The 18,476-nt window shown below is 35.9% G+C and carries 18 protein-coding genes; 13 read left to right on the top strand and 5 right to left on the bottom strand.

The window, feature by feature from the left end:
• The first annotated feature begins 273 nt into the window (after positions 1 to 273).
• Complete coding sequence (locus FD29_RS03435) at positions 274 to 927, top strand: FAD-binding oxidoreductase (RefSeq protein ID WP_057887568.1); 654 nt, start codon at positions 274 to 276, stop codon at positions 925 to 927.
• 204 nt (positions 928 to 1,131) lie between these two features.
• Here the strand turns inward: FD29_RS03435 and FD29_RS03430 are convergent, their stop codons facing one another.
• A complete protein-coding gene (locus FD29_RS03430; RefSeq protein WP_057887567.1) occupies positions 1,132 to 2,016 on the bottom strand; it encodes an aldo/keto reductase in 885 nt (294 codons plus the stop codon).
• Between the two features lie 142 nt (positions 2,017 to 2,158).
• Here FD29_RS03430 and FD29_RS11740 point away from each other — a divergent pair, with 142 nt between their 5' ends.
• A complete protein-coding gene (locus FD29_RS11740; RefSeq protein ID WP_268871999.1) occupies positions 2,159 to 3,142 on the top strand; it encodes a fructose-bisphosphatase class III in 984 nt (327 codons plus the stop codon).
• On the top strand, positions 3,061 to 4,032 hold the full coding sequence (locus FD29_RS11735) for a fructose-bisphosphatase class III (RefSeq protein ID WP_268871998.1): 972 nt from the start codon (positions 3,061 to 3,063) through the stop codon (positions 4,030 to 4,032). The genes FD29_RS11740 and FD29_RS11735 overlap by 82 nt, the downstream gene beginning before the upstream one ends.
• 189 nt (positions 4,033 to 4,221) lie before the next feature.
• On the opposite strand, the gene FD29_RS03420 is transcribed toward FD29_RS11735, so the two are convergent.
• Positions 4,222 to 5,562, bottom strand: a complete 1,341-nt coding sequence (locus tag FD29_RS03420) for a uracil-xanthine permease family protein (protein WP_147007961.1) — start codon at positions 5,560 to 5,562, stop codon at positions 4,222 to 4,224.
• Positions 5,563 to 5,776: 214 nt separating this feature from the next.
• Between FD29_RS03420 and FD29_RS03415 the strand changes: the two genes are divergently transcribed.
• The 3 genes from FD29_RS03415 (at position 5,777) to FD29_RS03405 (ending at position 8,301) form a co-directional block, all read left to right on the top strand.
• Entirely contained in the window at positions 5,777 to 6,385 is a 609-nt protein-coding gene (locus tag FD29_RS03415) for a histidine phosphatase family protein (RefSeq protein WP_057887566.1), read from the top strand.
• A 10-nt stretch (positions 6,386 to 6,395) separates the two neighbouring features.
• Positions 6,396 to 7,100, top strand: a complete 705-nt coding sequence (locus tag FD29_RS03410; RefSeq protein WP_057887565.1) for a demethylmenaquinone methyltransferase — start codon at positions 6,396 to 6,398, stop codon at positions 7,098 to 7,100.
• Positions 7,101 to 7,338: 238 nt separating this feature from the next.
• A complete protein-coding gene (locus tag FD29_RS03405; RefSeq protein ID WP_057887564.1) occupies positions 7,339 to 8,301 on the top strand; it encodes a LacI family DNA-binding transcriptional regulator in 963 nt (320 codons plus the stop codon).
• Positions 8,302 to 8,899: 598 nt separating this feature from the next.
• Here the strand turns inward: FD29_RS03405 and FD29_RS03400 are convergent.
• Positions 8,900 to 9,337 carry an Hsp20/alpha crystallin family protein gene (locus FD29_RS03400; RefSeq protein WP_057887563.1) on the bottom strand — a complete coding sequence of 146 codons (438 nt, stop codon included), beginning with the start codon at positions 9,335 to 9,337 and terminating at the stop codon, positions 8,900 to 8,902.
• Positions 9,338 to 9,510: 173 nt separating this feature from the next.
• Here FD29_RS03400 and FD29_RS03395 point away from each other — a divergent pair, with 173 nt between their 5' ends.
• From FD29_RS03395 to FD29_RS03385, 3 genes are all read left to right on the top strand, one after another.
• Positions 9,511 to 9,870 (top strand): DUF488 domain-containing protein, encoded by a 360-nt coding sequence (locus FD29_RS03395; RefSeq protein WP_057887562.1) that lies wholly within the window; start codon positions 9,511 to 9,513, stop codon positions 9,868 to 9,870.
• 27 nt (positions 9,871 to 9,897) lie between these two features.
• Complete coding sequence (locus FD29_RS03390; protein WP_057887561.1) at positions 9,898 to 10,743, top strand: helix-turn-helix domain-containing protein; 846 nt, start codon at positions 9,898 to 9,900, stop codon at positions 10,741 to 10,743.
• A gap of 164 nt (positions 10,744 to 10,907) precedes the next feature.
• A complete protein-coding gene (locus FD29_RS03385; RefSeq protein WP_057887560.1) occupies positions 10,908 to 12,317 on the top strand; it encodes an APC family permease in 1,410 nt (469 codons plus the stop codon).
• A 320-nt stretch (positions 12,318 to 12,637) separates the two neighbouring features.
• Here FD29_RS03385 and FD29_RS03380 read toward each other — a convergent pair whose 3' ends face one another.
• Positions 12,638 to 13,405 carry a TerC family protein gene (locus FD29_RS03380; protein ID WP_057887559.1) on the bottom strand — a complete coding sequence of 256 codons (768 nt, stop codon included), beginning with the start codon at positions 13,403 to 13,405 and terminating at the stop codon, positions 12,638 to 12,640.
• A 256-nt stretch (positions 13,406 to 13,661) separates the two neighbouring features.
• The gene (locus tag FD29_RS03375; RefSeq protein ID WP_057887558.1) at positions 13,662 to 15,026 is read right to left on the bottom strand and encodes an Nramp family divalent metal transporter; all 1,365 of its coding nucleotides are present in this window, start codon (positions 15,024 to 15,026) and stop codon (positions 13,662 to 13,664) included.
• Positions 15,027 to 15,340: 314 nt separating this feature from the next.
• Between FD29_RS03375 and FD29_RS03370 the strand changes: the two genes are divergently transcribed.
• The 4 genes from FD29_RS03370 to FD29_RS03360 all read left to right on the top strand — a co-directional run bounded on the left by FD29_RS03370 (position 15,341) and on the right by FD29_RS03360 (position 18,294).
• A complete protein-coding gene (locus FD29_RS03370) occupies positions 15,341 to 15,808 on the top strand; it encodes a hypothetical protein (RefSeq protein WP_057887557.1) in 468 nt (155 codons plus the stop codon).
• Positions 15,809 to 16,094: 286 nt separating this feature from the next.
• A complete protein-coding gene (locus FD29_RS11215) occupies positions 16,095 to 16,217 on the top strand; it encodes a bacteriocin (protein WP_083477759.1) in 123 nt (40 codons plus the stop codon).
• Positions 16,217 to 17,560 (top strand): sensor histidine kinase, encoded by a 1,344-nt coding sequence (locus FD29_RS03365; RefSeq protein ID WP_057887556.1) that lies wholly within the window; start codon positions 16,217 to 16,219, stop codon positions 17,558 to 17,560. The genes FD29_RS11215 and FD29_RS03365 overlap by 1 nt, the downstream gene beginning before the upstream one ends.
• On the top strand, positions 17,560 to 18,294 hold the full coding sequence (locus tag FD29_RS03360) for a LytTR family transcriptional regulator DNA-binding domain-containing protein (protein WP_057887555.1): 735 nt from the start codon (positions 17,560 to 17,562) through the stop codon (positions 18,292 to 18,294). Before FD29_RS03365 ends, FD29_RS03360 begins: the two co-directional genes overlap by 1 nt.
• The last annotated feature ends 182 nt before the right edge of the window (positions 18,295 to 18,476 follow it).

The raw sequence follows: 18,476 nt of genomic DNA, 5'->3' as shown, positions 1-18,476 counted from the left end.
AAACGGTTTTTTATTTGTTTTACATTAGTAGTATTAAAACTTTAAATCTAATGATTTTATATTTTATTTAAAACAGTACTAAAACTAGGTCATCCAGCTGATTTTTGGATGACCTATTAGTGTATCTAAATAATTGTATGTAACTAAATTTGAATCAGTTATATTACGGCAATTCATCCTTTTATTTATATGTTTGATATAGCTAGTATTTTTGTTTTGGGAGGCTATTTATTTAGCAAATTTATTCAACCGCTGACCTACGAACAAGGAATATTGCTATCCAATCGAACGATTGCGCAAAACGTACAAGAATTAGTTGTCAAATTACCACGGAGTTCCCGAATTGAATTATTGGCTGGAGACTATATTTTTTTAGCTTTTCCCGATTATCCAGGCTTAAAAGAAATGCATCCTTTTTCGATTGCTAATGTGCCTAGTAAAAACCGAGAAATTGAATTGGCCATTCGTGGCGATGGCGATTTTACAAAAGCTTTAACGCAAGTTACGGCAGAGTCGCGGGTCAATATAGATGGTGGCTATGGTCGTTATCAAAAATTTTTGGACGATCAGCCACAGAATAGCAACATAGTTATTTTGGCAGGTGGAATTGGTGTAACGCCGTTATTATCAACAATTGAAGCAAATGAAAAGCGGAATATTCAAATCTTTTATACAGCTCATCATCAAGCTGATTTACTTTATTTAGATAGATTTAAAAATTGGCAGCAACGCCCAAACTTTCAGGCATATATTCAAGTTGGCAGATTTCAAGATACTCAAGTGTTGAATGAGTTGCCTAAAGATTGGCAACATAATACTGTTTTCCTAATTGGTGGACCTAGTTCGATGATGCATCATTGGGTGAAATGCTTGAAACGAAATGGTGCTGGAAATGGACAAATTTATTTTGAAGAATTTAGTTGGTAGGAGGACGCGATGGCTTCATTTAGGCTCTTTTGATTTTAGCAAAAAGAGAGACTGTGACACAATTGTGTTTTTCATTAAATATGCAGCATAAACGTGCAACAGAACTCAACTTCTTCCGCATAATAGCAAAAATCTCAATATTCATAATGCGAATATTGAGATTTTTCAATTATTGCTCGGAAGTTAACCGAGTTCTGTCACACTTTAGTCTTTCCAGTCTTCAACGGAGTCTTTGTAACCATCAGGGTTGCCACTCCAGAAGAAGTCACCATACCAGAGGCTGCGTTTGTCAGTATCCAAACCGTTGATCTCCTTGATATCGTCTTCGCTTAATTCGAAGTCATAGACGTCAGCGTTTTGAACGATTCTTTCTTCGTGAACTGACTTAGGAATAGTGATAACGCCACGTTGTAAGTCCCAACGAAGAATAACTTGAGCAACTGACTTGTTGTACTTGTCAGCAATCTTTTGTAATCTTGGATCTTTTAGAACTGAGCCGCCGCCAAGTGGTGACCAAGCCTCAAGATAGATGCCATTTTCGTCACAGAAGTTCTTGATATCGACTTCTTGGCAAAGTGGATTAAATTCCATTTGGTTAACCGCTGGTTTGATAGAAGCGTGTTTGAGAATATCTTGTAGTCTTTCAATATTAAAGTTAGAAACACCGATTGCACGTGCTTTGCCTTCTTTGTAGATGGTTTCAAGGGCACGCCATGTTTCGAGATATGTTCCATTTACTGGCCAGTGAATCAATAATAGGTCTACGTAGTCTGTTTGCAAGTTCTTCAATTGACCTTCAAAGTTATCGAGTGTTGATTGATAGCCTTGATCGCCGTTAAAGATTTTGGTTGTTAGAAAAATATCTTCACGTTTGAGACCATTGTCAGCAAAGCCTTTTTGTAGACCTTTGCCAACGCCGACTTCATTACCATATTGTTTAGCAGTATCAATCGCCTTGTAGCCGTGTTTTAAAGCCCATTCAACTGATTGAGCGGCACCGGTGTTGTTAACTTTCCAAACACCCATTCCGAGTTGTGGCATTTTCACACCGTTATTCAAAGTTACAGTAGAATCTAATTTTAAATTCATAATATAGCCTCCTATAATTATAATTTTAACTCAAATACTATTTTGATACTTGGAAATAAACTTTTCATTTGGTATAGTTCATTTGTATACGCTATCATAGAATTGTTGTAGGTTTTTTGGGGAGAAGGTGTATTACATAATAATGGAAAATGAATTCGCAAATATTAATGCAATTAAGACTAAGATTATTAATCTCTCGGCCAACTTAAACTTGCCCAAGGGAACTGAGGCTTTTATCAGCGATATCCATGGCAATAATGACAAATATTTGAACATCATCAGAAGTGGTGCTGGAAATATTAGCCGTAAAGTTGAGGAACTGTTCAATGGTCGCTTGACGACGTTGAATCAGAAAAAATTAGTTTGTCTGATCTACTATCCAGAAGAGGTTTTGGAAAAAAACGACAAGCAACTCACCGATATTGACGAATCGGAACAATGGTACATGGATACGATCAACCATCTGATCGAAGTCATGCGCTACGTTGCCAATAAATATCCTTCTAATATTGTAAAAATTGCTCTCGACAATCATTTTCATGAATTTGTCTACGAATTATCGTCAGCTGATTTGAGTGCTGAAGACAAGCAACCTTATTATCATGAAATGATCAAAAATATCGTCAATTTACGGATGGGCGCTGACTTTACCATTGCCGTCTGTCATGCGATTCAAAAATTAGCCATCGAACGAATTCATATTATCGGTGACACGTATGATCGTGGGGCGCATCCAGATTTGATCATCGAACATTTGAATGAAAGTTGGCAAAACTTTGACTTTGAGTGGGGCAATCACGATGTGCTTTGGATGGGCAGTATGGCGGGGTCAAAACTGTGCATGTTGAACCTGTTACGCATCAGTGCCAGATACCATAATCTAGGTTTACTTGAAGATGTCTATGATATGGACCTGACGTCTTTGCGAAAATTTGCCAGCAACCGCTACAAGCCGCTGCCTAATTTTGAAGCTCGAGTCAATATTGCTGGTCTTACCGATGCTCAAAGGGATTTGGACACTGCATCCAACAAGCCACGGCTATTATGCAATTTAAACTTGAAGGACAAGCTATTAAACGGCGGCCAGAATTTGATATGGATGATCGTCTGTTATTGGATAAATTGAGCTTGGATAAGAATTCAATTACGATCGATGGCAAAACTTATCCTATTAAGAATGGCTGTTTCCAATCAGTCAATCCAGCTAAACCTTATCAGATCACCCACAGTGAACAGATTGTCATCATCGATTTGATCAATCAATTCACTCACTCGAATAAATTGAACGAACACATGTGGTTCATGCAAGACAATGGTTCAATGTATTTGAAACATAACGGAAATATGTTGTTCCACGGCTGTATACCAGTCGACAAGGAAGGTAACTTTTTAAAATGGCAAATTGACGGTCGCGAGTATTCAGGCAAGAGCTTGTGCGATTACTATGAATACATTCTCAAAGATGGGATGCATCATCCAACGACAGGGGATTGCTACAATTCCGATTTGATTTGGTACATGTGGGAAGGCAAGAATTCGCCACTTTTCGGCAAAGATAAGATGGCTACTTTTGAACGTTATTTTATTGATGATAAAGACTTACAAAAAGAAACGCTCAATCCGTTCTTTGCCCTATCTGGAAAAGAATGGTTTGCTGATAAGATTTTGAAAGAATTCGGCATGAACAGTCGGGGTCACATTATAAATGGCCATACACCAACTGTTGAAGAGAATCCTATTCAAGCTAACAATAAGTTTGTAACGGTCAATGGTCTATCGGATATGGAAAAAATCGGCGGTTATACGTTATTATTCGATTCTTTCGGGATTCGTTTAGTAACGTTACGGCCATTTATTAGTCGCAAACAAGAGATTGAAGAGATGTCCGACGTCGTTATTGAAAAGCAAATTGTTGAACATTCAGCTGAACGAAAGACAGTCAGCGATACTGATTATGGTCAAAAAATTAAACTTCAAATCAAGAAACTCATGAAACAATTGGAAGAATTACAATAAAAAAATCGACAGATTTCATTAATTCGAAATCTGTCGATTTTTTTAGGTTTTGATTATTATTTGAAACGAGTTACACAAACTAGATTCCTGTGCATTGCTACAGCCTGAAAATTATCTACCAGAATCGGGTAAATAATTCCCAGGTTTAGGCAATTGCTCAGAATCTGACCGGCTTGTTTCACTCTCTGATTATTTAGTTCCGGGATTCTTAGAATCTTCTTTCCAATTATCTTTCTTTTCGTCCCAGTTTTCTGACAAAGCGTGCTTTGGCAAAATTAGGTTAAGGACGATACCAACAACTGTGGCAACACCGACACCAGTAAATTGGAAGCTACCCATTTGTAGATAAGCATTACCAATACCGATAACCATAATAACGGAAGCAATCATTAAGTTACGTTTTTCGTTGAAGTCAACTTTATTGTCAACTAGGATTCTCAAACCACTTGATGAGATAACACCGAAGAGCATGAAACTGATACCACCAATAACTGGTCCGGGAACGGTTTGGATCAAGGCACTCAATTTACCAACGAATCCAAACAAAGCAGCGAAGACAGCGGCACCGATAACAACGTAAACACTGAAAATCTTATTAACGGCCATAACACCGATATTTTCACCATATGATGTGACAGGAGGACCACCAAGGAAGGCGGCTACGATTGAAGCTGTACCATCACCGGCAAGCGTTTTGTGAAGACCAGGATCTTTGAAGAAGTCACGATTAGTCAATTCGTCGAGCACCATGATGTGACCCAAGTGTTCAGCCATTGTAACAAAGGCGATAGGGGCAAAACTCAGAATAGCTCCCCAATAAATTTGATGAGGCATGTAATTAACGAACATCAAGTCAAAAGCAGGTAATTTGAACCAAGGAGTCGAAACAACCTTGGAGAAATCAACGATTCCGCAAAAGACTGAGAGAATGTATCCACCAACGATACCTAAAAGAATAGCGATGTTACTCCAGAATCCACGTAGATACATGTTCAAAAGAACGGTTAAGAATAACGTAAACATAGCGATACCAAAGTATTTCAAATCGTAGTGCGAACCGTTCATCATGGCGTTGTTAGCAGCTGAACCAGCAACTGACATACCGATAACGATGATGATAGGTCCAACAACGATAGGAGGCAAAGCTTTATCGATCCAATCAGAACCGACGAAGCCAACGATCAATGAAACAATCAAGTACACACAACCAACGGCAATGGTACCTTGAGCAACCCCAGGATAGCCAACGGTCTTCATCAACGAGACCATCGGAACAATGAATGAGAAACTTGAACTCATGTAAGCTGGGATTTTTCTGTGCGTGATCAAAATGTGGATCAAAGTTCCGACACCGGAACTGAATAAGGCAATACTTGGATCCAAGCCAACCAATAGTGGTACTAGGACTGTGGCTCCAAACATTGAAAATAAGTGCTGTAATGATAGAAAGGCCCAACTGCTTAGCGGTGGTTTTTCATAAACGTCTAAGACCGCATCAGGATTTCGATACTGCTCATCATTTGTACTCAAAAAAACATCTCCCCAATTTATATTTTTTTGCAAAAAAATAGTCCTCTATCCCGTGTATGCGAAATAAAAGACTAACGTGTTTCCTTATTAGCCTCACGGGACCAATGTTTAAAGGATCTTATTTAATTACACTTAATATAATTGAGTTGCAATGCAAAGTCAATGATGAAATACTATAATTATTGATTTAAAACGCTAACAAAGAGGAGAAATTATGGTCGAATTATATATTGTCAGACATGGTGAAACGGATACCAACTTTGAGGGACGTATCAATGGGATGTCGACTGATAAGCCGTTGAATGCCAAAGGAATCGAACAAGTAAAAGAGCTCAAAAAAAATCTTGATATCAATCAATTTGATGAGGTTTATTCAAGTCCGCTCAAACGTGCAATGGAAACAGCCCAAATTTTAAATGACGGCGTACATGAGATCAAACAAGACAAGCGTCTTTATGAAGCCGATTATGGTTCATGGGATGGTTTGACTGAAAAAGAAATGCGCGCTAAGCACCCAGATGCTTTTGACGAAAATAATTATTTACTGCCAAATTATACGCAATACGCTAAAGATGGCGAAGAATATGACCACGTTTATCAACGTGTAGAAGAATTTATGAACGATATGGCTAAAAAAGGCGATGAAAAGATCATGGTCGTCTGTCACGGATTCATCAGTCGTTCCTTCTTAAAAGTTGTGACCGGTGCTCAAAATATTTCCAACATTATTCAACCGAAAAATGCCGGAGTATCAAAATACACCATCTCTAAGAGTGGCAACCGCTATTTGAATTATTATGGAAGAATCAAGGATGTCGATTAGAGGTAGAACGATGGGATTGACTAACAAAGTACCTGAAAAGGATGTCCAAACGACATTCAATCATATTGCGGGAAACTATGACAAATTGAACTCGATCATGAGTTTAGGAACTCATCAAAAATGGCGTCAACAAGCTACCCGAAAGCTCAAAGTGAATCCGGACAAGGTTTTGGATCTGTGCTGTGGAACGGCTGATTGGACCATCACGCTAGCAAAACGGTACCCACACGCTGAAGTTATCGGTATGGACTTTAGCCAAGAGATGCTCAAGATTGCTCAGCACAAAGTCAGCGATGCCAAAGTGCAAAATATTACTTTGGAGTCGGGCGATGCGATGAATTTACGTTATCCCGACAACAGTTTTGACGCAGTTACGATTGGTTTTGGTTTGCGGAACGTTCCTGATGCTAACCAAGTATTAGCTGAAATATATCGGGTTTTAAAACCAGGTGGCCAAATGATTTGTCTGGAGACCTTTAAAGTAGAGACGCCAATCGTCAAAATTGGTTGGAGATTATATTTCAATCGCTTAATGCCGATCATGGGTAAAATTTTTGCCAAGAGTAAACCAGAGTATCAATATCTCGACGATTCGGTCAACAAGTTCGTTAGTATTAAACGTTTAGCCGAGATGATGCAGGAGAATGGATTCCACGATATTGAAGTGGATAATTTGATGATGAAAGCAGCGGCGATTCATTCAGCCTTGAAATAAGACAATAAAAAAGAACACCCGGGGAAGGTGTTCTTTTATTTTTAGGGGATTAAATATATATGTTATAGGGGGGATGAGGTGAGATTTGTTATCTCTCATCTACAAGTAATACTATACTGAATAAGTGTGAACCGATTATTTTGAAAATGTGAAGAAATTATGAAGTTTGAATTATTTCATAAATAAGCTAATATTTTAAGATGTAGCAAGCTAACAATTACAATTTGGAGTGATGAAGATGTCTAATATTCGAGATGTTGCTAAACTTTCCAGACATTCAGTGTCGACTGTCTCACATGTTATTAATAATCGGGGCTACGTTTCAAAAGATACTCGGGCCGATATTTTGGAAGCAATGAAACAATTGGACTACCATCCAAACGATGTAGCTAGAGCTTTGAGTACTGGTAAAACTAACACGGTTGGCGTGGTTCTGCCATATATCGATATTCCTTATTTTCAAAAGCTAGTCTCTGCCATCACTAAGGTAGCTTTTAAAGAAGAGTATCAAGTGACGCTGTTGCCATCGGATTATGATGCTAAAAGCGAGATCAAGTATTTGGAAATGTTGAAACATCACGCTTTTGATGGTTTGATCTTTACGTCCAGAGCCATTTCCTTTGAAAAGATCCTTGAATATGAACAATATGGCCCAATTACCTGTTGTGAAAATACCTTTGATTATCCAATCACGTGTGCCTATACAGATCGAGAAACGTCGTTTGTGGATGTCTTTAAGGTTTTGAAAGTTTTAAATTTTGACCATATCGGCGTTACAACCAGTCGTAATGAACAAGACAGTCCATCAACTAAGCTGACCAAAACAGCCTACAAAAAGGTTTTTGGCCAAAAAATCGATTCGCAGCATTTGTTTGTGGATGCACAGGATTACAGCGATGGGATCGATGCGGTTAAGTATTTAGTAAAAGAGGATCCACAGTTAAAAGTGATTTTTACTAACAGTGATCAAGTCGCTGCAGGCGTATTGCGTCAGTTGGAAACAATGAAGCTGAATATTCCTGTGATAGGGCAAGAGAATCTTGATTACAGCCATTTGTTAGATTTTTCGACTATCGATCACAAGTTAACGGAGATTGGTGAATATGCTTTTTGGTCTATTTTTGAAAAAGAAATTGTTAAAAAGATGATTCCTTCAGAATTTATTTTGCGCGGAACCTTAAAAAAATTGCATGAACAATAAAAAAAGCATCCTTGGGGAAGGATGCTTTTTTATAGGGGATTGAATATTGTTATAGGGGGGGATGGAAAAGAGTTTTTTCTCTTTTCGACGGTTTATATTACAGGCTTATCTTGAAGTTATTATTTTTGATTATAAAAATTAATTAAAGATTGGATAGCCCAATTTGATAAGTCATTTTAAAGTTATAAATTCTTTGTCCTTGTAGCAATAATAAAATTGCTATATCCCAGCAGAGTAGAGTAATCCACTCCGCAACTACCAGTATAGCTTATTTTTTACTCAACTACTACATACAGATACTTAAAAAGCATAAAAAAACACCTCGGGGAAAGGTGTTTTTATTTAGGGGATTAAATATATATGTTATAGGGGGTGAGAAAAGGGATTTATGTATCTCTCATCTACAAGTAATATAGTACTGAATCTTTATGAAGGATATATTTATAAAATGTGAAGATTCTGTGAAGAGTTGCTTTTTTATCGCCAAAAGAGTGAGAAATACTACTTTTTACAAAAAAAGAATCTAATTTCTAAATGATTAGAAGTTAGATTCTTATTAAAAAGTCGAAGTTAATTGATATTAGTCGAATATGTTTAATTAATCTATGTCAATGTGGTGTCCAGTTTCAACCTTCTTTTCCATCTTTGGAAGACTTACCTTTAGAACACCTTTGTCATAGTTAGCCGTGATCTTTTCGCTATCAACTGCGGGCAAGTGATATTGTCTCATAAAGCGACCGCTTGAACGTTCACTCATGATCATATCGCCTTTCTTATCGCTGTGATCGTCGAAACTATCACGGTGACCACTGACGGTCAAAACATCGTTGTCATAATTGATGTCGATATCCTTCTTATTAAAAGCAGGCATATCAACGTGTACTTCATAATCCTTATCAGTTTCTTTGATATCAGTCTTTAATGTTGAATCTTCTGGGAAATTGTTATCAAATAAAGATGGAATATTGTTCATCCATGAATCACCATTGAACCAGTTTCTCATTAAGTTATTACGATCCATAATTTCATTTGCCATAACTATTGTTACTTCCTTTCCCTTCATTACAAATACAGTATATAGCACATATGTGGTATAGTTCAAGAATTTAGCACTCTAAATGTTTGAGTGCTAAAAAAGGCAAAAAGGATGTAAAAAATAACCGTAATTCATTTGATACAATTATGTTAATAAAAAGAAGGTTTGTTAAGATGACAAAACTAATTTTAAAGAGAATTTACGATAAAGAGCTACCAGCAGGCTATCGAGTCTTAGTAGATAGATTGTGGCCACGGGGCATGTCAAAAGTTAGAGCTCAACTTGATCTTTGGGCCAAGCAGATCGCTCCTTCAGCTGAATTGCGAAAATGGTTCAGTCATGATCCAGCTAAGTATCCCGAATTCAAAAACAAATATTTGGATGAAATAAACAATAATCCTTATACAGAAGAATTTTTAAATGAACTAAAAGCAGCTTTGAAGACACAAGATGTTCTTATCTTATATAGTGCCAAGGACGAAGAACATAATGATGCAGTAGTACTAATGGAATATCTAAATACAAAAATTTAAATATTGTAGATTGGTTGGCTAATAATTATGGAAGAGTTTGATTTAAAGTCTTTATTATCTAGCAATGAAAAAATGCTTATTCATCTGTTACAAGCCTACGCAAGAACGAATGGCATTGCTATTTTTATTCTGGGCAATGATGATCATTTACAGACCGGAATTTTTGGAAAATTAAAGAAGACGAATCAGTTAATGCAGATGGATCAAGTGGCAGATCTATCCAAATTGAGTGTTAATAAGTATAAGTACGATCTTGAATATGCCGATGCACCGTTGCGAATCGTTTTGATCAATCAACGGATCGGTAAAGTTTGCGTAGCCAAAGACGTTCAACACATCGGGATCGAACATTTACAAGTCATGCAGCAGCTGCAATATCAAGCAGCTTATTTAAAGTTTTTGATTGAAAGCGTTTCTAAGTTGATCGTTAAAGACCGCGGAGTTGATGATTTCGTTATTAAATATTCAATGAACGTCGACGATGCCATTGATGACCTAAAGGAAAATGAAGGCAAAGCTCTGCAACAAATCAAAATTATGTCGACATCAAACAGCTCGATTATTTCAGCCATCGAATATATTGATAGTAATTTGGATAAGCGTTTAACCTTAGACCAAGTGTCGAGTAAAGTTTATTTATCCGATTATTATTTCAGTAAACTCTTCAAGCGTGAAACCGGTTTGAGCTTTTCAGTCTATTTGAATGCCCGCAAAATTCAAAAGGCAATGATCTTATTGAAGGAATCCGACAAGAGTATCAATGATATTTCTGAAAGTTTGGGATTTACACGGTTGAGTTATTTTAGTCAGACCTTCAAAAAATATACAGGCTATGCGCCAACAAAATATCGGACAGATGGAAACAAACAGTGAAGTCATGAATTCTTAATCGGAACTCATGGCTTTTTTGATTGTAAAGGGAAATTGAACATTTGTGTACTAATGGTATACAAAAAATCTTTTTTCATGAAAAAGATTGTAGTAAAATAGAAGCTTAATATACTTGTTTTTTTTGAGGCAATTAAGGAGCGATTTTTATGAAAAACGTCTTTAAAAGGGAATCTGTGGGAACTTATTTAAAGGCCGATTCAAAATTAATAAAAAGTTTGGGTGCCAAAGATCTATTGGCTCTAGGTATTGGAGCCGTTATTGGTACAGGTATTTTTATTCTCCCTGGACACGAAGCTGCTTTACATGCTGGTCCAGCTGTTGCCATAGCATTTTTGATTGCGGCGTTGGTATCTGGTGTCGTTGGTATGGCTTACGCCGAATTTTCTTCAGCCATGCCGGTTGCGGGATCTGCTTATTCGTTTGGTTCAGTTATTTATGGTGAAATTATTGGTTGGATCCTCGGTTGGGCTTTGATTTTGGAATATTTTTTAACTGTTTCCGCTGAAGCCGTTGGATTCGCATCGTATTTTAATAACAATATCTTGAGGGCTTTTGGGGTGACTTTGCCAAAGGCCTTGTCAGCTGGTCCCCTTGAAGGCGGAGGTATTAACATTTCAGCGACGTTGATCGTCTTGTTGATTGCTTTCATTATTTCTCATGGTGCCAGTTTATCCAAACGAGTTGAAAATGTGGCTGTCTTAGTGAAAGTAGCCATTATCGTTTTATTTATCGTTGTAGGTATTTTCTATATTAAAAAGAGTAACTATGTTCCTTTCTATCCGAAAGAATTTCACACTTCACCCTTTGGATTAGGGGGGATCTCGACCGCTGCCGCAACGGTATTCTTTGCCTTTGTCGGTTTCGATGCTTTGGCTGCCAATTCAGCTGAAACAATCAATCCTAAAAAGGATATGGTTAAAGGAATCTTGGGAACCGTGATCGTAGCGGTGATTTTATACGTTGGTTTCTCGTTAGTTTTGACCGGAATCGTCAATTATAAAGAATTAAATGTTGATGACCCAGCAGCTTATGCGTTGAAAGCAGTTCATTTGAATACTTGGAATAAATTGATCACCTTGGGTGCTTTGGTCGGAATCTTTACTTCATTATTAACGATGTTCTTCGGTGGTTCACGTTTAGTTTATGCTTTGGGACGTGACGGCTTGTTACCTGAAAAAATGGGTGAAGTCGATGAAAAATTCTTCGTACCTAAGAATGCCATTTTAGTGGCAACAGTTGTCCAGGCTTTCTTTGCTGGCTTGGTACCGTTGACGGAGTTGACTTCTTTGATCAATGCCGGAACGCTGTTGGCCTTTATCTTCATTTCTTTTGGGATCATTCCTTTGCGCCATCGAAAAGATATTCCTAACAATGGTTTCAAAATGCCTTGGTATCCAGTCTTGCCAATCTTTGCTGGTCTAGCTAGCATGTACTTCTTGTTCATGTTGCCAGCCATTTCTAAATGGAGTGTGGGGATCTGGATTGCGATTGGTATCGTGGTTTATCTGACTTATGGGTTGAAACATTCTAAATTACAAAATGGTACTCGTAAGTAGGTTTTGGATTTTGTTCACTGTCGTCTTCCATGAAATTCTGGTGGATTGCTGGAACGCTGTGAGAGCAACTTAGAGCCAATTCATAGAATTGTCTCTAAGCTTGTCTGTCTCTAAACTGGCAAGGTACGCCATAAGAACCTACCACGGCTGAGCATCCACCAGAATTCCATTCCAGACTAGTTGATTTAAGGATTTTGGATTTCGAGATATTAATATAGTCAATTTTATTGATGATAATAGTTTCAATTCTTGAATTTTAAGAATTGGGGCTATTTTTTTGACTAAATAAAAAAAACGCCCTTAACGGACGTTTCCAAAAATTATTTTTTACCCTTAGGAGCTTGGTTATTGTGAATTTGGTGAATGATCAAAGTCACAATAATTGAGGCAATCAAGACGCCAACGAAGACTAGGTTAGGGATTTCAATGTCGATGGCGGGAATTGAAAGGAACAACTTGATAGAGATGAACAGAATCAAGAAGTAAGCCATACCGTTCAATTCGGGAATCTTGCTCATCAAGCCCATGATCATTTCAGCGATACCACGCATAGCTAGAATACCGATCATACCACCGATCAAGACGATAACAGGATTGCTTGAAACGGCTAGGGAAGCCAATACTGAGTCGATTGAAAAGACGATATCCATCAATTCGATTGAGATGACGACTTGCCAGAATTTGGAGATATGTAAATGACGTTCCAAAGCTGATGCTTTAGGTTTTTCTGTCGGAACTTCGATTTTCTTTTTGCCACTGATAAAGAAGTGGTCAATGAAAAGGTAGAACAAGTAGCCGGCACCGAGAACTTTTATCCACCAGAAGTCGATCAAATATACCCCTAGTCCGATAACGATAAATCTAAAAATATAGGCACCGAATAGTCCGTAGAATAGGGACTTTTCTTGTTCAACTTTGTTCGGTAAGGATTGTGTCTGAGCTGCCAAAACGACGGCATTGTCGACTGACAACATACATTCCATAACGACTAAAGAGAGAATAACTAACCAATCTTCGCCTGATTCAATAACGGTTGCCCAATTATTAAGATCAAAGAATGGACCATACATATTTACGAGTGCATTCAATCAATATTCCTTGCTTTCTATTTGTATTGTTGGGTAAATAATAACAGATAATACAGTGATTTTACAATTATGAAAAGATGTTCACTGCCGTCTTCCATGAAATTCTGGTGGATCGCTGGAATGCTGTGAGAGCAATCCACCAGAATTTCATTCCAGACTAAAGTTCATTTTGCGTCAGTAATATTAGAAATTTGATATTTTAAAAGTGCATTAAAAAAGCCATCCAGTTTTCGCTAGATGACTTCATTTTTATTAATTAGGCTGTTGGTACGAATGTTGTGTAAATCAACCAAATATTCAGAATGGTCAAGATGACCGCTACAAAATAACCGATATACGTGACTACTTTGTTATTAGCAAATTCACCCATCAGTTCTTTATTACTTGTGAATTTGATCAGTGGGAAGATCGAGAATGGTAAAGCGACACTCAAGAATACTTGTGATAATGTCAAAAGTGATTCGATCTTGGCTTCGTTACCGTGGAAAACGATAGCGAAAGTGATAACTGGAATGATTGAAATCAAACGAGTAACAACACGTCTGACCCAAAGTTTCATCTTCATGTGGACGAAACCTTCCATAACGATCTGACCGGATAGAGTACCAGTAATAGTTGAGTTTTGACCTGAAGCTAACAAGGCAACAGCAAACAAAATACTTAGCACTGGACTAGCAACTGCTCCGGCAACTTTTGGATCTTGTAAAGCATTGAAAAGGTCAACGAAACGACCCAATTCACTCTTAGTACCGAAGAACAATGCGGCACCAAGTAGCAATAGTAAAGTATTAACAACAAAGGCCAATGTTAATTGAATATTGGAATCCCAAGTTGAGAAACGGATAGCTTGTTTAACACTCTTTTGGTCTTCACGATCATATTTTCTGGCCTGTGAAATGGATGAGTGCAAGTAAAGATTATGTGGCATAACCGTAGCACCAACGATACCTAATGAAAGGTAAAGCATGCTTTGATTTTGTAAAATACGTGGTTCAGGAATGAATCCAACCATCATTTGACCCATATCGGGTTTAGCTAAAATAACTTCATATAGGAAAATCAAAAGAATAACCATAATCAATGTAGCAACGATAGCTTCGATCTTTCTGAAACCAAGTTTCATCAAGACTAATAGTAGTAATACGTCAAAGGCGGTAATAATTACGCCCCATAGAACTGGAATACCAAAGAGCAATTTTATGGCAATCGCGGAACCAATGATTTCGGCAATATCAGTCGCCATAATTGCTAATTCAGTAATGATCCAGAGAATGAAACCACCAACTTTGGAAGTTCTATCTCTAGTTAGTTGTGCCAAATCCCTTCCGGTCACAATGCCTAGTTTAGCCGCCATGTATTGCAAAAGCATCGCAATCAAACTAGAAATCAAGATAACAGATAGTAATTTGTATTTGAACTGTGCACCACCAGCAATTGATGTTACCCAGTTACCTGGATCCATGTAACCTACGGCTACTAATGCTCCGGGTCCACTGTATGCTAATAGGGTTTTAAAGAAACCAGCATCAGTCGGAACTTCAACGGTATCGTTAATTTCTTCCAAGGAAGGACCGTTAGCATATTGAATCAAACTTTCGTGTTTTTTATTTTTTTCACTCAAGTTGTTCGCCCCCTTTTTGTCTCACAGTATAATATCATGTTAGAGAACCGTTTTAAAGTTTTTTTAACAAAAAAATTAGGTAGCATTAACAAAATGGTCAAAAAACTGATAACAAAAGGTTCTACACTTATTTAACGATAATAAAATTTTTTTAGGCAAATAACTGAAAAAATATAGACAAATGGGGCGTTTTTCATTAAATGTCCAGTTCATCATGATGTTTTTAACGTATAATGTACGATACAATATAGATGATTAAAGATATAGAATAAAAATTTTTTAATTAAGAATAACTAGAAAAGGGATTGAGTTAAATGAGTGTAATATTACTAATAGTTGATGTCATCTTTTTTCTTGGTGCAGCCTTTAATATTTACTGGCAATCACAAATTGAAATAAGATCGATTTATAAAATTTCTTCATTAATTTTTGCAGGCTTCATTGGTGCGTGGCTATTGGTTTCACCAACTAATCAGTTGTCATATATCATCATGGTCGCTTTGTTCATGTTGCTCAACATCATGAATGGTGTTGGTGGCGTCGGAAATAAGAAGATCGTTCTCAATGGTTTTTATTCTGGCGTTTTGGATTACGCCCAAGTAGTTCACGTAACCTTGATTCCGATTGAAATCCAAGGTAGAAAGCCAAAAGTAGCAGTGATCTTCAATACTAAGAGGCCACAACAAGTTGAAATGAACTTCAATATTTCATATAAAGAAATGGAAAAGTATCTTCAAAAGAAATTATCCAATGATGCTTCAGTTGAAGTTGGACAAATATAATCAAAAAAGATAACAATAATTTGTATTGGATTGTTGTTATTTTTTTTGATTATTAATAATAATACAGATTGATAATGCCTCGTGAGCATGTTTTGAATCATTTGAGAACCACTTAGGTTTCATTCATTTTTCGCATCTTCTATAATATTTTGTTATTGTATTACAGATGAAAACTAACGTTTATAGCTAAAATAGCTACGTTAATAAATTAATTCATTAATATCTTCAATAACTAATACAATTTTATTTAAAAGGAAAATATTTTTTCAAATAGGAGGATCTAATAATGAAAAAAATTTCAGAAAAAGAATTAGCAACAATTTCAGGTGGAAAAACAAGATCTCTTGTCGCTGGTTTTTTCCCAAATACTTTAAAAAAAATTGGTAATTTTTTTAGTAAACATAAATAATGGTAAATGTAAGTATACCTATTGATTTTTTTAATGATTGTTTTGTTATTTTCTTTACGTTTTTGTTATATCGTAGGCTAAATAATGAATTTACTTTTAAATATTTAAAAAATGACGTGATGCCATCAATTATTGGTGGTGTTTTTTGTCTTTTATTTGACGATATTGGTTATTTTATTTTTATAATCTTTTTTATTACATACAGCAAGTCTAAATTTAGAAAAATAAAAATTTTAAATGAAAAATCTGATCTATTACTTCTTAGTCTAATAATAGAAGTCGCCGTATTTCAATTGTGTGCCTATTTGAGTATGAAGCTTATCTCTGGTGTAGAGGTTACACGTCACTTGAATCTTAGTAAGGGTGATTTGATGCTAGTATCATCAGAGTTTGTGAATCTAATAATTATTATTCTTATTTTAATTGTTATAACAAAAAAAGAATCAATAATAACTTCTACTGTGGTTAAAATTAAAACACTGAAAATGGAAAGACAAATATTCTACATGTTGTTTTCTATCTTTTTTGCATTTGAAGTCATATTATTTATCGGAAATATTGAACGAATCACGGCCGCTATTGGAGGAACTATTTTAATTGTATTTTTATTTATAGTTTTTTTCATGGGATGGCAAATGCTGAATATGATTAAAATATTTTCTATTCGTCAAAAAATGGCTAATGAAGCAGAACAGAATAAACAGTTAAACGAGTATTTGGAAAGTGTTCAAGCCCAATATAATGAACTACGTCGTTTTAAACATGACTTTAAGAATATTGTTTTGTCAATGAATGTTGGTTCTACTGAAAAAACAAGCAAGAATTACGACGAATTATATCAAGAACTAATACAGCAAAAGGAATTTACTTCTGATTTGGATGGGAAAATCATTTCCGAATATAAAAGAATAGCCAATGAACCATTAAGGGGATTAGTTATTCAAAAGTTTTTTAAAGCAAAATCAAATGGTGTTAAGTTAAATGTTGAAATTACTGATAATTATATTCAGCTTGATAATGACATCCTAAATGTTGTTCGAATTGTTGGAATATTACTTGATAATGCGATTGAAGAAACGATTACGGGTACTAATAAAAATATTGATTTGGCTTTTATAAAAAATGACGATGTGATAGAAATTTCGATTGAAAATCCTTTGAATCATTCAGTTGATGTCAGAGATATTTTCAAACAGGGTTATTCTACTAAAGGAAATGGACATGGAACCGGATTGGCAAATGTGTCGGGATTAATTGATAAGGATAGTAACCTTTATTTAGATACAGAGATAATAAACGATAAATTAAAAATTACACTAATGATTCTTAAAGGTGGGCAATAATGTTTTCAATTTATTTACTAGAGGATAATGACAAACAAAGAGCGTATTATAGAGAAATTATTGATAATACAGTAATGATCAATGATTATTCAATTGACGTAATAGAATCAAATAACATGGAGTCATTTTATAATTCTTTTTCTAAAGATCAATTTGGTTTGTTTTTTTTGGATATGGAAATTGATGGCGATATAAAGGCAGGCATAAAAATTGCTGAATTTGTTAGAAATAGTATTCCCGATGCTAGAATTGTTTTCGTGACAACACATGAGGAATTGGCCTTTTTAACATTAGAAAGGAAGATTTCACCGCTAGATTATGTGTTAAAAGATAAAAGCTCTAAGGATATAAAAGAGAAAATTATCAATGATATTGAATTGACCGAAAAATATTATCAAAGTTCCATTTTTAAGAAGGAATTGACATTTGGATATAAAGTTGGATCGAAATACTTTTCTATTCCTATGAAAGAACTGGTCTTATTATATACAGAGAAGAATTCCCCTGGACGTGTGAATCTAGAATCTGATAATCGAAAGGTGTCATTTCCTAGTAATTTAAATTTAATTGAAGCTAAATATAGCAACCTATTACGAGTCGATAAAAGCTCTTTAGCTAATGTTGACAGAGTTGTTTCATATGATTCACGTAAAAGAATATTATATCTGGACAATGGTATTCAATGTGGTGTTTCCATTAGAAAATCTTCTGTAGTCAGTAAAATATTTAAATAGAAGAAATTATCACCGGATGCCATTCCACTTTTTACAGATCTATCCAGAATACTTAGGATGTGGAAGACAAGATAATGTTATGATTATCGGTTGGCTTTAGTGATTAGATAAAAAAGGATACCAAGCATTTAAAGTGCTTCATAATTGTTAGACAAGAAATCTAACAGTTATGGAGCCTTTTT

It is taken from the genome of Companilactobacillus mindensis DSM 14500 (genome assembly GCF_001434275.1).
GTDB classification, from domain to species: domain Bacteria; phylum Bacillota; class Bacilli; order Lactobacillales; family Lactobacillaceae; genus Companilactobacillus; species Companilactobacillus mindensis.
This window is presented reverse-complemented; position numbering and strand designations above follow the sequence as displayed.

Bases quoted from the DNA above. Each gene is read 5' to 3' on its own strand.
- FD29_RS03430 (WP_057887567.1), bottom strand. From the start codon at position 2,016: ATGAATTTAAAATTAGATTCTACTGTAACTTTGAATAACGGTGTGAAA.
- FD29_RS11740 (WP_268871999.1), top strand. From the start codon at position 2,159: ATGGAAAATGAATTCGCAAATATTAATGCAATTAAGACTAAGATTATT.
- FD29_RS11735 (WP_268871998.1), top strand. From the start codon at position 3,061: ATGCAATTTAAACTTGAAGGACAAGCTATTAAACGGCGGCCAGAATTT.
- FD29_RS03415 (WP_057887566.1), top strand. From the start codon at position 5,777: ATGGTCGAATTATATATTGTCAGACATGGTGAAACGGATACCAACTTT.
- FD29_RS03410 (WP_057887565.1), top strand. From the start codon at position 6,396: ATGGGATTGACTAACAAAGTACCTGAAAAGGATGTCCAAACGACATTC.
- FD29_RS03405 (WP_057887564.1), top strand. From the start codon at position 7,339: ATGTCTAATATTCGAGATGTTGCTAAACTTTCCAGACATTCAGTGTCG.
- FD29_RS03400 (WP_057887563.1), bottom strand. From the start codon at position 9,337: ATGGCAAATGAAATTATGGATCGTAATAACTTAATGAGAAACTGGTTC.
- FD29_RS03395 (WP_057887562.1), top strand. From the start codon at position 9,511: ATGACAAAACTAATTTTAAAGAGAATTTACGATAAAGAGCTACCAGCA.
- FD29_RS03390 (WP_057887561.1), top strand. From the start codon at position 9,898: ATGGAAGAGTTTGATTTAAAGTCTTTATTATCTAGCAATGAAAAAATG.
- FD29_RS03385 (WP_057887560.1), top strand. From the start codon at position 10,908: ATGAAAAACGTCTTTAAAAGGGAATCTGTGGGAACTTATTTAAAGGCC.
- FD29_RS03370 (WP_057887557.1), top strand. From the start codon at position 15,341: ATGAGTGTAATATTACTAATAGTTGATGTCATCTTTTTTCTTGGTGCA.
- FD29_RS11215 (WP_083477759.1), top strand. From the start codon at position 16,095: ATGAAAAAAATTTCAGAAAAAGAATTAGCAACAATTTCAGGTGGAAAA.
- FD29_RS03365 (WP_057887556.1), top strand. From the start codon at position 16,217: ATGGTAAATGTAAGTATACCTATTGATTTTTTTAATGATTGTTTTGTT.
- FD29_RS03360 (WP_057887555.1), top strand. From the start codon at position 17,560: ATGTTTTCAATTTATTTACTAGAGGATAATGACAAACAAAGAGCGTAT.